A 15,068-nucleotide genomic window follows, 5' to 3' on the forward strand; every position below is an offset into this window, starting at 1 on the left:
GGTTGAACCTATAACCTTATTAAGGAGGCTCATACAATCCGATGGAATTCCGCCAGCTCCAATATGCCGTCCAAATCGCCCAAGAGCGAAATTTCTCCCGAGCAGCAGAGAAGCTGCATATCGCCCAGCCTTCTTTGAGCCAGCAGTTGTCCAAGCTAGAGAAGGAAATCGGCGTGCTGTTGTTCCAACGTACGACGAACTCTGTGGAGCTGACGCATGCCGGAGAAGTGTTTGTTGATCGTGCGCAAAAAATAATGGATGCCATGGAACAGTTGAAAAGTGAAATGTCCGACATCAGCCAGACTAAAAAAGGAAAGGTCGTCATTGGCACGATGCCGATTACCGGTTCACATATTCTCCCGCACGTTCTGCCGCAATTTCATTTGCGCTACCCGGAAATCAATCTGATGCTCGTCGAAGATACCTCCACTTCGAATCTGGAACGGATGACGGCCCAAGGAAAGAACGACCTGTGCCTCTTGTCCCTTCCACTTACGGATGCATCATTAACTTATGAACCTATCGTTGAGGAAGAGATCGTGCTTGCTGTACCGAATCAGCATCCCTTAGCCCACCAGGCCACGCATGCGAGGCGGAAGCTGCAGGAAGTCGCGATGGAGGTTCTGCGGGAAGAGCCATTCATTCTATTGAAACGTGGACAAGGCTTCCGGCAAATTACACTCGATCTGTGCAAAAAAGCGGGCTTTACTCCTAACGTCGTCTTCGAGAGCAGCAATATCGAAACAGTACAGTCACTGGTGGCAGCAGGCATGGGTGTTGCCTTGGTGCCCTCATTTATCGCCACGGCGCCGCGAAGCGAGTTCGTGCCTGTCTATGTTCCGCTTGCAGGCCGCCCCGCACGGACACTTGTCATTGCCTATCGGGAAGGACGGTATATGTCAAATGCCGCGGAAGCATTTATGCAGACATTGAAAGACACCGTGGCGGCACGCTTCGGCAGTCGCGCACGCGTGAGTGAATAGGGAGTGCACCCTATTCACTCCCCTTTTCAGGCAGTTCCACCGGCAGCTTGCCCTGTGGCAGCCTGTCGTGAAACAAAGCACTCGCGCCTGCCCTTACGTTACTGTCTGTAGCACCATATATCGCGAATCCGAGAGGCGCATTGGACAGTGTCACGATATCATATGGCGTACCCGCCGCGATGACAGCAGCAGGCTTCTTGTTGTCTAGAGCTAGCTTGAGTGCCGCTTTCAACTTACTTGTTGCTTTCGGTTGCAAATAAATATCTCGCGTAACAAATACAACGGCATCACTCGATTGCACTGCTGGCGCCAGCTTGTCATCCGACAGGAGCAGACTGTGGCAAGCCAGCTTCCCCGTCCCTTTATATAGTGATGTTGCCGTATCTTCAATCGCACGACGGACTTGTCCAAGGCTGCGTTCGTCATGCCCGATCACGGTAATCACTTTCATATGTCGTTGGATGAAAGCTTGATTGCGGTACGTATCCAGCTTCGTCCCCCATGGAGTGAGCGCCTGTGAAGCAATGCGATCGGCAAGCTGATGGGAATGATCGGACGAGAGAAATTGTTCCGCTAGCTTAATTGCTTCCTCTGTTTCAATCGATTGCTTCCGCTGCTGACCTATGACACCATACTTCAGCTTGATGCGCAAAATCCGGCGCACACTCTCATCAATCCGCTCCGCTGATATTTTCCCTTCGTCCATAGCTTTGCGTATTCCTTCGACAGCTGCACTCGGCTGCGGCGGCATGAGCAGCACGTCCGCTCCCGCCTGCAGTGCCAGCACCGCCGCCTCAGCACTGCCGAAATGATCGGAGATCGCCTTCATATTGAGCGCATCCGTAACGATAGCCCCTTGAAAATTCATCTTGTCACGCAAAATGCCAGTCAAAATGCGCGGGGATAAAGTTGCGGGCAGCGTAATCTGACTTCCGTCTTTCTTCGAGCGGACGGCGGACGGCTCTAGCTGCGGCGCTTGAATGTGCGCGCTCATAACCATATCGGCTCCAGCTTCAATGGCAACGCGAAACGGAACCCATTCCACTTGCTCGAAACGCTCTTCTGCAAAAGAAAGCTTAGGCAAGCCGACATGTGAGTCGGTTGCCGTATCCCCGTGGCCTGGGAAATGCTTGACGACCGCAGGCATTCCGCTCTGATGCATACCGGAAATAAACGACTGTACATACGCTGCCACTGCTGTCGAATCAGAGCCGAAGGAGCGGAGTCCGATGACCGGATTGTTCGCGTTGTTATTCACATCCGCGACCGGAGCGAAATTGAGATTGAATTCCAGCTTCTCCAACGTCCTGCTAATCTGATTGGCCGTCTCAGCCGCCAAGGCGGTGTCGCCGGATGCGGCAATCGCCATATTTCCATTGCCATCATTGGCAAAAGACAGGCGAGTAACTGAGCCGCCTTCTTCATCAACGCCTATCCACAGCGGGATGCGCGCCGTATGCTGCAGCTCACGGTTCTGCGTTATCGTCTGCCGCACATCTGGCAGGTCCCTGCGGAATAAGACTACCCCTCCGGGCTGGAGCTCCTTTAGCCCAGCTATAGCGGATTCACCCGGTTTTTCTCCTTCTAGCGCATCCAAATCGACGATGAACAGTTGGCTGATGCGTTCATTCAGTGACATCCGGGCTAGCCGTTCATTCACCTGTATCTCTATCTCAGACGGCTTGTTCTCGTAGTCTGACGATGCGGTTCCGTTAGAGCCAGAGGACGCCGCCTCATTATCGCTGCCCTTATGCGGCGATTCCGTTCCCCGCCAGTCTCTGATCCATGCAGCTCCCAGCATGAGCAGAACCAAGACAGCAAGCACACCCCATTTCTGCCGCCGCTTCCCATGCCTCCTGTGACGATCTGATCTAGACCTCATCATTAGCTCGGCAGCACAGCCGTATTAGGTCCGACAGCGTCATATAGCGTTTCTCTGCGATCTTCAAACACCGGTATGCGTCCTCGAACCTCTTCTACTAAGGAGAGTTGGATGTGCGCTTGCACGAATGCTTCTTCCTCGCCGGCCCCGGCTAATATTTCTCCCCAAGGGTCCAGTATGACCGAGCTGCCGAAGAAGGAAGTCTCTTTGCCGTCCGCTCCCATGCTGCTTCCCACCCGATTGCATGCCACCATATACATCTGGTTCTCAATAGAGCGCGCTGTCAGCAACGTCTGCCAGTGATGCAGTCGTGGATGAGGCCATTGTGCCGGGACGAATAATACCTCGACGCCTTGTAGAGCAAGCGTGCGCGTCAGCTCTGGAAAGCGGAGATCGTAGCAAATAATAACGCCGCAGCTTACCCCATCAAGCGTAAATTGCCCAAGCGCTTCTCCCGCAGTCAAGTAATGATGCTCATCCATCAAGCGGAACAGATGGGTTTTGTCATACGTCTTCACGATTTGACCTTGCCGATTCAGAACGTATACTCGATTGTATATCCGGTCCTGTTCGCGCACAGCTACCGAACCTCCGACGATATTGACTTGATATTGTGCGGCTAGGGCAGACAACATCTGTATCGTTTGTTCCCCTTGCTCGTCTGCCAATTCATGAATCCGTTCCAATGCGTATCCTGTTTTCCACATTTCCGGAAGAACGATTACGTCTGGCTTATCCTCTTGCTCCATGACGGCCCGTATTTTGTTCAAGACTTGCATCTGGTTGCGGTCTGGTTCACCTATCGCGATATCCATTTGAATGGCACATATTTTCCATTGTTCAGGCTTCATCTCTTCTCTCTCCTCTGTGATGCATTTTGTATGAATCGATACTCCATTCATAAATTTACCTTATATTTTGCTTAACACTTTCTTCCATCATACCTTTTCATGGAATGGAGTCAAGCTGGGCAAAGTAAGGTAGCAATCGAAATGACGGCTTCAGCTTAGAAAGGAGTGTATCTTATGCGCAATACACGAGACACGTTGCGGTTATTTGTTCTCAGCCTCTTGATATTCTGTATGACAGTCCCCGGTATCGCATCCGTTGCTTCAGCTTGGGATCCGACCAGTGAAAAGGGTAACGCCGTTCCTCCACTTCAATTGTTTGATATGCAGCAAGAGCGGATCATTAAGACACTGCCGAACAGCGAAACGTATCAGACGGAAGCTAAAAAATGGCTTGGTTCCGTGAAAGGATTAGCTCCGCAAATCACAATCGGGCACAAATGCGGTTATATTATCCGTGTCCCTTTGAAAGACCCGGCTCAAGTAAAGCTGCCGAAAGTCATTTTAGAGGTCAAGGACGTATTTTTAATCTATTGCCCAGATAAAGAACCGCTGCTCTTGATTTTCTCCACAGAGCGGAAGCCGTTTTTACTTCAATTCACCGCAGATGTAAAGCCGTTCATGCAGCAGTTGCTTACTCCGCAGTCTTCGGGCAACGTGAAAGAATCAAACGGTTGAAATGCGCATTCTGACCTGCAAATAGATGCCTAAGCAATAAAAAAAGTGTACACTTCAGGTAAAACATGCTACGTTATCGTTAATATTTTAAATAACTACCTCTTATACGATAATGAGTTCTGGAGTAGATGACTATGAATGAAGCAGTACACCGTTCGCACCCCATCATCCCCGCCGAACGGATGAAGCAATTGCCGAAGCAATTTTTCGCCGATTTAGTGCAGCGTACGAATGCCCGGATTGCCGAAGGTCACGATGTGATTAACCTCGGACAAGGCAATCCGGATTTGCCGACTGCCCCGCATATCGTTGAAGCTCTCCAACAAGCGGCCGCTAACCCAGTATACCACCGTTATCCTCCGTTCAGTGGATTCCACTTTCTCAAAGAAGCGGTTGCCTCACGCTATAAAGCCGACTACGATGTCGATTTAGACCCTGATACGGAAGTAGCCGTTTTGTTCGGAGGCAAGACCGGTCTGGTAGAGATAAGTCAAATCTTATTGAACCCTGGTGACGTGTGTCTCGTGCCTGATCCAGGTTATCCTGATTATTGGTCCGGTGTCGCACTCGCTGGGGCGGAAATGGTCATGATGCCGCTTCTGGAGCAACATAACTTCCTGCCCGATTACGAATCGATCGGCGAGGAACAGTTACGTCGTGCGAAGCTGATGTTTCTGAACTACCCTAACAATCCAACATCCGCCATTGCGAGCTCTTCTTTTTATGAAGAAACGGTGCGCTTTGCCCAACGTCACGGCATCGTCGTCGCGAGTGATTTCGCATATGGTGCGATTGGCTTCGACGGTCACCGGCCGATTAGCTTTCTGGAGACACCGGGAGCCAAAGAAGTTGGAATCGAGTTCTATACGATGTCGAAGACCTATAATATGGCGGGCTGGAGAGTGGCCTTTGCCGTCGGCAACCGTGAAATTATACGCCTAATCAATCTCATGCAGGATCATATGTACGTCAGCTTGTTCGGCGCGGTACAAGCTGCAGCGGCAGCCGCTCTAACCGGGCCGCAAGATTCGGTGCGCGAACTGTGCTCTATATATGAACGGAGACGCAATACATTGTTCGAGGCGCTGCACCAGATTGGCTGGCAGGTGACTCCGCCTGCAGGTTCATTTTTCGCTTGGCTACCCGTGCCGAATCCATATACTTCCACGACGTTTGCGGATCTGCTGCTGGAGAAAGCTAATGTAGTCGTCGCGCCAGGCATTGGCTTCGGTGAGCATGGAGAAGGTTATGTCCGTGTCGGGCTGCTAGCTCCTGAGACTCGTCTGCGTGAAGCGGTCGAACGTATCGGACAGCTTGCTCTATTTTGAACGATTCTGTAAGCTTAATCGAAACTTAATAATACTGTTCTGTCTGAATACTACTGTCTAATTATCCGTAAACCGGGAATAGAGCGTCTTTACATCACTTGGAATCACATGGTATTCTATTCATAACATTTATCGCTTTGCGGCGATACTAGGAGTAAGAATATATTAACGTGATGACAGGACCAGTATGTAATGTTAGTCGCGCCCAGAGAGCGGATTGCCGTAGGCTGTGAGCACCGCCGTGTAGCCGTTACAGAACCTATCCTTGAGCGGTCAGTATAAGCGCATTGTCGCAAAGCTGAACGGACGCCTCCGTTACGGGCATTCAAGTGGGATGATTAGCTTGCTGAATAATTTGTCTCGGCGTCTGCTTCTATACATGATGCGATGCGGACAAAGCTTCGGCAGTTGATCTCAATGAAGGTGGTACCGCGGAAGAACGACTTTCGTCCTTTATAGGACGAGAGTCTTTTTTGTTACACTCCCTCTTCCACAGCAGCGCGTTCGGGCGGTAGAACGGAAAATAATCCTCCTGCCATGGCGCTCCAAAATATAGGCCAATGTAAATATTCAGGCGGAAAGTGATGGTTATGGTACAAAATCAGCGCATTGTAGTCAAAATTGGAAGCAGTTCACTTACCTCGGATCAAGGCGGTTTGAAACGAGAGCACATTTCATTCTATGTCCGGGAGCTTTTCTCTCTTATCGAGCGAGGGGCGCAAGTCGTACTTGTCACATCTGGTGCGGTTGCGGCAGGATTTCGGCATATCGGCTACCCCAGCAGGCCGAAGCTTCTGCACGAAGGGCAAGCGGCAGCGGCCGTCGGGCAGGCACTGTTGATGCAAGCTTATCAGGAGCAATTTCAGCAGTTTGGTATCCCCGTTGCGCAAATCTTATTGACTCGTACCGACTTCGCGAGCCGGAAACGCGGACATAATGCTCACATGACGATGGAAGAGCTGTTGAAGCAACGGGTGGTTCCGATTATTAACGAAAACGATACCGTTGCGGTCGAAGAATTGAAGTTCGGTGATAACGACAGCTTGTCCGCACTCGTGGCCAATCTGGTGCATGCGGACCGTCTCGTCATCGTGACGGATACCGACGGCTTGTATACTGCTGACCCGCGGCGCGATCCGAACGCGACGCGATTTGAGCACGTTGAACAGATCAATGATGAAATATACGCTTTTGCGGGCGGGGCAGGATCATCCGTCGGAACCGGCGGCATGCGTTCGAAGCTGGATGCGGCCCGCATCGCGATGCGTGGCGGAGTGCCCGCATTCGTCGGCAAGGTCAGCGAAGCGGGCGACCTGCTTCAAGCCGTGCAAGGACACGGCAAAGGGACGTATTTCGATACGCATCTGCATGCGCTCCCGATGAAGAAGCAATGGCTTGGATTCCATTCCACTCCGGATGGACGCATCTTCGTCGATTCCGGCGCGCAACATGCCTTGCTCGATAACGGATCTAGCTTGCTTCCTGTGGGTGTCCGCGAAGTCGAGGGAGAGTTCCATCAGGGTGACGTAGTTGAAGTAATCGGCCCAGACGACAAGCTTATAGGAAGAGGGATCGTCAATTATGATGCATCGCAGCTGCGGACTGCTGCAGGCTGGTCAAGCGAAGAAGTATTGAAACGAATTGAGGTGCCTCGCATCGAGGTCATACACCGAGATGAATGGGTAACTTTACGATCATAAAGGAGGAATACGGGATGAGTGAAGTACGTCAAAAAGCAGTTCTGGCCAAAGCAGCGGCTGCCATGGTGAATCGGCTGACCAGTGACGCGAAGAACGAAGCGCTGCTTCGCATGGCTGATGCGTTGGTCGAACAGGATGCTTCCATTATCGAGGCCAATGCACGCGACTTAGCACGCGGACAGGAACAGGGCATTCCCCCTTCCCTGCTGGATCGGCTTGCATTGAACGAGCAGCGAATTCAGGATATGGCCGAAGGACTGAGACAAATCGTTAGTCTCCCGGATCCGGTCGGCGATGTGCTGGAGACGTTTGACCGCCCGAACGGCTTGCACATTGAGAAGACTCGCGTCCCGCTAGGCGTAATCGGCATCATCTACGAAGCTCGTCCGAACGTCACCGTGGATGCGGCGGGTCTGTGCTTAAAGACCGGAAATGCGGTCGTGTTGCGCGGAGGTTCTTCCGCGCTTGAATCGAACAAACGAATTGTTGAAGTGCTGCATGATGCGCTTGCCAATACAACTCTCCCTGCAGATGCGCTGCAGCTCATAGAGGATCCGAATCGCTCCTCTGTAGATGAGATGCTGAAGCTGAACGGACTGCTTGATGTTATCATTCCTCGCGGCGGGGCATCACTCATTCAAAATGTCGTGCAAAATGCGACCGTACCGGTCATCGAGACGGGTGCCGGTATCTGCCACACGTACATTGATGAAGATGCCGATCCGGAAATGGCAGAAGCGATCGCTTTGAATGCGAAGGTACAACGTCCTTCGGTATGCAACGCGATGGAGACACTGCTTGTGCATCAGCAGTTCGCAGAACGTCATTTAACTGGGCTGCTCGAAGGTTTTCAGGTTCACAACGTTGAATTGCGCGGCTGCGAACGCACACTGCCTTATGCTCCGTGGGCCAAAGCTGCAGCGGAACAAGATTACGCGACTGAATATAACGATTATGTTCTGAACGTGCGCATCGTCGATTCATTGGATGAGGCGCTCCAGCATATTGCACGCTACGGCACGATGCACTCCGAATGCATCGTAACCGATAATAAAGAACATGCCACTCGCTTCTTGCAAGAGGTGGATGCAGCGGCTGTGTATCACAATGCATCAACGCGGTTCACGGACGGATTCGAATTCGGCTTTGGAGCGGAAATCGGCATCAGCACCCAGAAGCTGCATGCTCGGGGCCCGATGGGATTGCCTGCCCTTACCTCTGAGAAATATCGAATTTATGGCAAAGGTCAAATTAGAGAGTAAGAATGGAATATTAGATGCGTCTACTTCGCGATTAAGAGGGGCTTTTTGAACCACCTCTAGAAGATAAAGCATGAAGCAAAAGAAGGAAGAGAGATGAACAGCATGGACCTAAAACAGACACAAGTGAATGACACCTTCCGCTCGCTTCACTTCTGTATCTTCGGAGCCGGCTCCATGGCGGAAGCCATCGTGCGCGGCATGACAGAACAACAATTGACCGCACCAGACCGCATCGCGGTCATCAATCGCAGCAATGCAGAACGTTTGCACGAGTTGCAGGACCGATATGGAGTTACGATCGAGCTAACGGCAGAAGCCAAGCAGAAACGGCTTGCTGCTGCAGATATTATCGTACTCGCCATAAAGCCAAAAGATGCGGCTGCCGCCCTGTTCGATCTTAAGCCGCTGCTGCGCGCGGACACGCTCCTCGTGTCCGTCGTTGCCGGCTTGAGCATCGCGACGATGCAGCACATTATCGGATCAGCGCCGCTAGTGCGCACGATGCCGAACACGTCCAGCAACATTGGCCTCGGAGCTACCGCGCTCTGCTGCTCGCAAGAAGTGACTGCCGAGCAAAAATTTGCTGCCATGACGATGCTGAATGCAATGGGTATTGTAACTGAGGTGGAAGAACCGTATTTGAACATCGTCACCGGCTTGTCCGGCAGCGGCCCCGCTTACGTCTATTACTTAATGGAAGCTATGATACAGGCGGGAATGGAAGGCGGTCTATCACAGGAGCAATCTCACGATTTAACCGTTCAAACCGTACTCGGCGCTGCAGAAATGGTCAGACGGACTGGAGAAGAGCCTGCCACGCTTCGCCGTAAAGTTACCTCTCCCGGCGGCACGACACAAGCGGCATTGGAGGTGTTGGAACGATATCAATTTGCGAACGCGATGAAGACCGCCATTCATCGGGCGGAAGCAAGAGCGCAGGAGATGGGAGAACAAATTGGGAGGAACATGGAATGAATGATCACTGTGTTGCCACGTACCGTCTGTACGACGACCGTGCCGATTTCCACAAAAAAGCCGAAGGTATCGCTGTCGGCTTGACCGTCGGAAGCTGGACCGATCTTCCCGAGGCGAAGAAAGCTGACATGAAGAAGCATCTGGGGCGGGTCGTGTCCGTGCAAGATCATCCTTCGGACATTCCCGGAGAGCGCTGTGCGGATATATCCATCGCCTATCCAGACATCAACTTCAGCCATGATATTCCGGCCTTGCTCGTTACGATCTTCGGCAAGCTGTCCATGGACGGACGGATTAAACTCATCGATGTGACATGGTCCGACGATTTCAAGCAGGCCTTTCCCGGGCCGAAGTTCGGAATGGAGGGCGTCCGCAAGCTCGTCGATGTCCACGACCGCCCGCTCTTGATGAGCATCTTCAAATCCGTCATCGGACACGACTTGAATACGCTGCGGGAACAGTTCTATCAGCAAGCGCTTGGTGGCGTCAATCTCATCAAGGACGACGAGATTTTGTTCGAGAATCCGCTGACACCAATCGATAAAAGGATTCAAGTCTGCATGGAGGCAGCGCAAGAAGCGGAGCAGCACACCGGCAAGAAGCTGCTCTACGCCGTCAACCTGACCGGACCGACATTCAGCCTGCGCGATCAGGCGCTCCGGGCCATTGAAGCTGGAGCCAATGCCCTGCTCTTCAACGTGTTGAGCTATGGGTATGACGTGCTCCATGCATTAAGCCAAGATCGCGACATTACGGTTCCGATCGCGGCTCATCCCGCCTTGGCCGGCGCTTACTGCTCTTCACCGCATCACGGAATTTCCGCTGCGCTCGTGCTCGGCAAATTCATGCGGCTCGCCGGTGCTGATCTTGTGCTCTTCCCTTCTCCCTATGGCTCGGTTACGATGCCGAAGGAAGAGACGCAAGCGATCCGCGAGGCACTTACGACTGCAGAAATCGGCGTGGCATCGAGTTTCCCTGTGCCATCCGCTGGCATTCATCCGGGCATCGTTCCGCTCATTATCCGCGATTTCGGCACCGATGTCGTCGTCAATGCAGGCGGTGGCGTGCATGGACATCCGCTCGGGACTGCGGCCGGCGGCCGCGCTTTTGTTCAAGCCATCGAAGCCGTCATGCAGGGTTCATCACTGGACAGCTATGCCGCGGATCATGAAGAACTCAGAGCCGCAATTCAAGCATGGGGGGTAAAGCAATGACCGCGTCCAAGAAGCGTGTCGTCTTCTGTGACTTTGACGGCACGATTACTGTAAATGATAATATCATCGCAATTATACGTCATTTTAATCCAGCAGGTTGGGAACCAATCGCTCAGGACGTCATTGCGGAGCGGAAGACTATACGTCAAGGTGTCGGGGAATTGTTTGCCTTACTCCCTTCATCCATGCGTGACGAAGTGATTCGTTTTGCTGTTTCCCAAGCGATTATTCGGCCAGGGTTCGAGAAGTTCGTACAATTTTGCCATGAAGAGAGCATCGATCTGTACGTAACAAGCGGTGGCATCGATTTCTTTGTCTATCCGCTGCTGGAGCCGTTCGGCATTCCATCTAATCGTATTTATTGCAATGGCAGCGACTTCAGCGGTGAAACGGTCCGCATCACATGGCCGCATGACTGCCAGGAGCCTTGCAATAATGATTGCGGCATGTGCAAGCCGACGATCGTGAGAAAGTTCCCTCCCGAACAATACGAGCGGATAGTCATCGGCGATAGCGTCACCGACTTCGCCGCTGCCAAGCAGGTCGAATTCGTCTATGCCCGCTCGCACCTGATCGAGAAATGTGAGCAATTACATATTTCATATGCTCCGTTCGATACGTTTTATGACATTATCGAACATATGAAACATAACGAATAGCACAAAGAAGATTGAAAGTGTCAGCGAACGAATTTATAATTCAGTGAATGGAGGCAGCAAAATGATATCTATCGGGAATCTCACATTAGAAGAGAAGCAGCGCGCCCTTGCCGAGCTTCGTTCCATCAAGGAACAATTTGCTGCACGTGACTGGTTCCCGGGAACAAGCGGCAATTTGTCCGTACGTGCCAGTGACATCGAAGAGGGCCGCTTTCAATTTGCTATTACGGCAAGCGGTAAAGATAAATCGATTCATACCCCCGAGGACTTTTTGTTTGTCAATGAGCATGGGAAGCCCACAGAGTGCACACAGCTCAGACCGAGCGCAGAGACACTCATTCATTGTGAAATTTATCGAATGACGGGCTGTGGCGCCATTTTCCACGTGCACACGGTATGGAATAACGTCATATCGGAGCTATTCTGGGATCAGGAAGCTGTTCCTGTGGAAGGTGTCGAGCTCATTAAAGCATTCAATATATGGGAGGAAGACGCCCGCATTGCAATTCCGATCGTGCCTAACTATGCAGACATCCCTCGCATCGTACCGTGCATCACGGAGAAGCTTGACCCCCGTATACCGGGAATTCTGCTGCGCAAGCACGGAATTTATGCGTGGGGCGCTAATACGTTTGAGGCAAAACGCCATCTGGAAGCGTTCGAGTTCCTGTTCGAATACGTATACCGTATGCAGGCGCTGCGTTAGCGCTCATTCTATTTTTATTTCGGCATAATATGCCCGTCCATTTGGACGGGTTTTTTGATGTCATGCCAACCGTTGTCTACTATGTCCGTATCCAATGTCTAACCTGTCGTTGTGTATGCTTTCCAAGTCCTTATGTTCATTCTCCCGTCCGTTCAGAAACAGATCCAGCAAAGAGTTCATCCCGCAGTTTGATAAGGCAGAGCTTATGCATACTTCATACTTCATACTTCATACTTCCTCTTATGCTCGTTAAGTGCTGCATTAGTGACAGCATCAATCGGTTGTTCAGAATCGTTTCTTAGTCTTCTCCTCCAAAATACGCCTCCAAAAACCTCATGACGGCCCACCAAAATTCAGTTGTATGCTCGCTTGTGTGGCGTCAAGTGTGACAGGTTACGTGTCCGCTTTTTTCTGAACGTGTACAGGTTACGTGTACACGTTTTCTGATTGTGGGGGAGAGTTGAACAAAGCATGGCGATTAGAGATATTATTACGGTACGCCTAACGCGTTATCAACATCAGCATAACCGTGCCAGATACAGCATACATGCTCCGCGTCCATTCATCCCGAATATGTCTGCGAGGTGGTGTTGAAGCTCCATTGCAAAATCGGTTCAGCACAAGGTTGAGCAGCAGCACATCCGTTCAGTTGTATAAAAAACCGCGCTGCATCTCACATGCAGTGCGGTTCATTATCTTCCGCCGGAGCGGAACTTCTGCGTATACGCCTTAGCATCTTCAATGGAGTGGACGCGGTTGCGATTCCATTCCAGTAAAATACGGTCGATGTAGCGGAAATGTACTTTCCCCGCAAAGACCGCTTCCTTCAATGCCAACAGTATCAATTCTTCCGGATAACGATCCTGATCAATCCATCCAGCTATCGTCTCGCATTCCATTGGTGACAACGGACGGCCAAATTCTTTTTCAAAAATATTGAACAGATTAGGCGGTTCGGCTTCGGAGAATGAAGTTACAGTACGCAGCTTCTGGCGTTCGGCGCGAAACTCTTCCGCCATGACGACTGCAAGCTTCTCCCATAGGCCGGTTAAATTATACCGTTCGTATTGCACGTCCGTCTCTGGATCTATTTCCTCATCAATATTTAAGAAGCCATCTTTCATTAGTTTCTGCAGCGATTTAATGACCGCATCCGGGGAAGATCCCATTCGCTCCTGAAGCTCATCAATAGTAGGAAAGTCTTTCATTTCCTGCTGCTTGAAGCCGATGAGATGAATGAACAGCATCACATCTGTATCACTCAACTTTAACTGCCGACAATAGCGCAGCAAATGATATGGCACGCTTACACTGCCGGATTGCAATCCGAGCGCCATTCCTTTGGCGAAGGTTCGAAAAGCGTCCCCACTCATACGTTAATCCCCTCTCCGCTTTATACTTATCCTATTGTCGCACAAAACGAAATTTTTAGTAAGTCACATTTGGTAACGTTTTCAAACTTTTTATGTGCCGCTAATAATAATCCCGTACCGCTGTATGCGATACGGGATAGCTAGCTTGCTTCACATGCATTATGGATATAAACGATACAGCATGCGCGGGAATGGAATCGTCTCACGCACATGATCCAGACCGCAAATCCACGCTACGGTACGTTCAAGTCCGAGCCCGAAGCCGGAATGTGGAACAGAGCCGTATTTGCGTAAATCCAAGTACCATTGATACGCTTCTGAAGAGAGCTCATGGTCGCGGAATCGTTCTTCCAGAAGCTCAGGATCATCGATCCGCTGCGAACCTCCGATGATTTCACCATAGCCTTCCGGCGCAATCATATCAGCACAAAGCACGACATCCGCACGATTCGGATCTGGCTTCATATAGAAAGCCTTAATGTTCGTCGGATAGTGTGTAATGAAGACCGGTGTCTCATATTTCTCCGCAATTGCCGTCTCATGCGGCGCACCAAAGTCTTCTCCCCATGGAATATCAAAGCCTTGCTCTTGCAAAAACTTGATCGCTTCATCATAGGTAATGCGCGGGAATGGCGCAACCACTTGTTCAAGCTTGGAAGTATCGCGTCCCAATGTTTCCAGCTCCGCACGACAGTTCTTCAAGACGGATTGCACGATATGGGATACGAACTGTTCCTGCACCCGCAGGTTCTCGTCATGATCTACGAACGCCATTTCTGGCTCTATCATCCAGAACTCAATTAAATGACGACGAGTTTTGGATTTCTCGGCACGGAATGTCGGTCCGAAGGAATACACTTTGCCGAGAGCCATCGCTGCTGCTTCCATATACAGCTGTCCGCTCTGCGTCAAAAAGGCGTCTTCTTCAAAATATTTCGTATGGAACAACTCGGTTGTTCCTTCGCAGGAAGAAGGCGTCAAAATTGGCGGATCTACTAACGTGAAGCCGCGCTCATCGAAGAACTGCTGAACCGCACGGATAATTTCTCCGCGGATCGTCAAAATGGCATGTTGCTTCGGCGCACGCAGCCACAAATGACGGTGATCCATCAAGAAATCGACGCCATGCTCTTTCGGCGTAATCGGATAATCTTCAGTTAATTGGATGATATCTACGTTCGTCACTGTCATTTCATAACCGGATTTCGAACGTGGTTCCTCACGCACAACCCCAGTTACATATAATGAACTTTCCTGAGTTAAGCTCTTTGCAGCTTCCCATACTTCTTCAGGCACTTCGCTCTTTACTACAACACCTTGAATGAAGCCGGTGCCGTCACGCAGCTGCAAAAATTGAATCTTGCCGCTGGAACGTTTGTTGTGGAGCCAGCAGCCCATGCGGACTTCTTCGCCTACATGGCGGCTCACTTCGCGAATGACACAAGTTGTCGCCATCGGTT

Annotated in this window: 13 protein-coding genes; 9 read left to right on the forward strand and 4 right to left on the reverse strand. The window is 51.1% G+C overall.

The window, feature by feature from the left end; genetic code table 11:
• Positions 1-41: 41 nt before the first annotated feature.
• A complete protein-coding gene (locus tag M3650_RS22505; protein WP_251577989.1) occupies positions 42-983 on the forward strand; it encodes a LysR family transcriptional regulator in 942 nt (313 codons plus the stop codon).
• Positions 984-993: 10 nt separating this feature from the next.
• Here M3650_RS22505 and M3650_RS22510 read toward each other — a convergent pair whose 3' ends face one another.
• Both M3650_RS22510 and M3650_RS22515 read right to left on the reverse strand, forming a co-directional pair.
• A complete protein-coding gene (locus M3650_RS22510) occupies positions 994-2,865 on the reverse strand; it encodes a glycoside hydrolase family 3 protein (protein ID WP_251577992.1) in 1,872 nt (623 codons plus the stop codon).
• A 2-nt stretch (positions 2,866-2,867) separates the two neighbouring features.
• Entirely contained in the window at positions 2,868-3,716 is an 849-nt protein-coding gene (locus tag M3650_RS22515) for a carbon-nitrogen family hydrolase (protein WP_251577995.1), read from the reverse strand.
• A gap of 174 nt (positions 3,717-3,890) precedes the next feature.
• On the opposite strand from M3650_RS22515, the gene M3650_RS22520 reads away from it, so the two are divergent.
• The 8 genes from M3650_RS22520 (at position 3,891) to mtnB (ending at position 12,235) form a co-directional block, all read left to right on the forward strand.
• Positions 3,891-4,391: a type IV secretion system protein VirB6 gene (locus tag M3650_RS22520; protein WP_251577997.1), complete on the forward strand. Its 501-nt coding sequence runs from the start codon at positions 3,891-3,893 to the stop codon at positions 4,389-4,391.
• 134 nt (positions 4,392-4,525) lie between these two features.
• Entirely contained in the window at positions 4,526-5,719 is a 1,194-nt protein-coding gene (locus tag M3650_RS22525; protein ID WP_251577999.1) for a pyridoxal phosphate-dependent aminotransferase, read from the forward strand.
• A gap of 584 nt (positions 5,720-6,303) precedes the next feature.
• A complete protein-coding gene (gene proB / locus M3650_RS22530; protein ID WP_251578001.1) occupies positions 6,304-7,419 on the forward strand; it encodes a glutamate 5-kinase in 1,116 nt (371 codons plus the stop codon).
• A 14-nt stretch (positions 7,420-7,433) separates the two neighbouring features.
• The gene (locus M3650_RS22535; protein WP_251578003.1) at positions 7,434-8,681 is read left to right on the forward strand and encodes a glutamate-5-semialdehyde dehydrogenase; all 1,248 of its coding nucleotides are present in this window, start codon (positions 7,434-7,436) and stop codon (positions 8,679-8,681) included.
• A 93-nt stretch (positions 8,682-8,774) separates the two neighbouring features.
• Positions 8,775-9,656: a pyrroline-5-carboxylate reductase gene (gene proC, locus M3650_RS22540; RefSeq protein WP_483311781.1), complete on the forward strand. Its 882-nt coding sequence runs from the start codon at positions 8,775-8,777 to the stop codon at positions 9,654-9,656.
• On the forward strand, positions 9,653-10,870 hold the full coding sequence (locus M3650_RS22545) for a 2,3-diketo-5-methylthiopentyl-1-phosphate enolase (protein ID WP_251578005.1): 1,218 nt from the start codon (positions 9,653-9,655) through the stop codon (positions 10,868-10,870). Before proC ends, M3650_RS22545 begins: the two co-directional genes overlap by 4 nt.
• A complete protein-coding gene (locus M3650_RS22550) occupies positions 10,867-11,529 on the forward strand; it encodes a 2-hydroxy-3-keto-5-methylthiopentenyl-1-phosphate phosphatase (RefSeq protein WP_251578007.1) in 663 nt (220 codons plus the stop codon). The genes M3650_RS22545 and M3650_RS22550 overlap by 4 nt, the downstream gene beginning before the upstream one ends.
• Positions 11,530-11,590: 61 nt before the next feature.
• Positions 11,591-12,235 (forward strand): methylthioribulose 1-phosphate dehydratase, encoded by a 645-nt coding sequence (gene mtnB / locus M3650_RS22555; protein WP_251578009.1) that lies wholly within the window; start codon positions 11,591-11,593, stop codon positions 12,233-12,235.
• A gap of 692 nt (positions 12,236-12,927) precedes the next feature.
• Here mtnB and M3650_RS22560 read toward each other — a convergent pair.
• Together M3650_RS22560 and asnS are read right to left on the reverse strand one after the other, a co-directional pair.
• The gene (locus tag M3650_RS22560; RefSeq protein ID WP_019421901.1) at positions 12,928-13,608 is read right to left on the reverse strand and encodes a DnaD domain-containing protein; all 681 of its coding nucleotides are present in this window, start codon (positions 13,606-13,608) and stop codon (positions 12,928-12,930) included.
• A 159-nt stretch (positions 13,609-13,767) separates the two neighbouring features.
• Positions 13,768-15,063 carry an asparagine--tRNA ligase gene (gene asnS, locus M3650_RS22565; protein WP_251578011.1) on the reverse strand — a complete coding sequence of 432 codons (1,296 nt, stop codon included), beginning with the start codon at positions 15,061-15,063 and terminating at the stop codon, positions 13,768-13,770.
• Positions 15,064-15,068 lie beyond the last annotated feature (5 nt).

Source organism: Paenibacillus sp. MER TA 81-3 (assembly GCF_023713585.1).
GTDB lineage: Bacteria > Bacillota > Bacilli > Paenibacillales > Paenibacillaceae > Paenibacillus_B > Paenibacillus_B profundus.

What these genes read in the sequence shown, in the direction of transcription:
- M3650_RS22505 (WP_251577989.1), top strand. Translation starts at nt 42, where the DNA reads ATGGAATTCCGCCAGCTCCAATATGCCGTCCAAATCGCCCAAGAGCGA.
- M3650_RS22510 (WP_251577992.1), bottom strand. Translation starts at nt 2,865, where the DNA reads ATGAGGTCTAGATCAGATCGTCACAGGAGGCATGGGAAGCGGCGGCAG.
- M3650_RS22515 (WP_251577995.1), bottom strand. Translation starts at nt 3,716, where the DNA reads ATGAAGCCTGAACAATGGAAAATATGTGCCATTCAAATGGATATCGCG.
- M3650_RS22520 (WP_251577997.1), top strand. Translation starts at nt 3,891, where the DNA reads ATGCGCAATACACGAGACACGTTGCGGTTATTTGTTCTCAGCCTCTTG.
- M3650_RS22525 (WP_251577999.1), top strand. Translation starts at nt 4,526, where the DNA reads ATGAATGAAGCAGTACACCGTTCGCACCCCATCATCCCCGCCGAACGG.
- proB (WP_251578001.1), top strand. Translation starts at nt 6,304, where the DNA reads ATGGTTATGGTACAAAATCAGCGCATTGTAGTCAAAATTGGAAGCAGT.
- M3650_RS22535 (WP_251578003.1), top strand. Translation starts at nt 7,434, where the DNA reads ATGAGTGAAGTACGTCAAAAAGCAGTTCTGGCCAAAGCAGCGGCTGCC.
- proC (WP_483311781.1), top strand. Translation starts at nt 8,775, where the DNA reads ATGAACAGCATGGACCTAAAACAGACACAAGTGAATGACACCTTCCGC.
- M3650_RS22545 (WP_251578005.1), top strand. Translation starts at nt 9,653, where the DNA reads ATGAATGATCACTGTGTTGCCACGTACCGTCTGTACGACGACCGTGCC.
- M3650_RS22550 (WP_251578007.1), top strand. Translation starts at nt 10,867, where the DNA reads ATGACCGCGTCCAAGAAGCGTGTCGTCTTCTGTGACTTTGACGGCACG.
- mtnB (WP_251578009.1), top strand. Translation starts at nt 11,591, where the DNA reads ATGATATCTATCGGGAATCTCACATTAGAAGAGAAGCAGCGCGCCCTT.
- M3650_RS22560 (WP_019421901.1), bottom strand. Translation starts at nt 13,608, where the DNA reads ATGAGTGGGGACGCTTTTCGAACCTTCGCCAAAGGAATGGCGCTCGGA.
- asnS (WP_251578011.1), bottom strand. Translation starts at nt 15,063, where the DNA reads ATGGCGACAACTTGTGTCATTCGCGAAGTGAGCCGCCATGTAGGCGAA.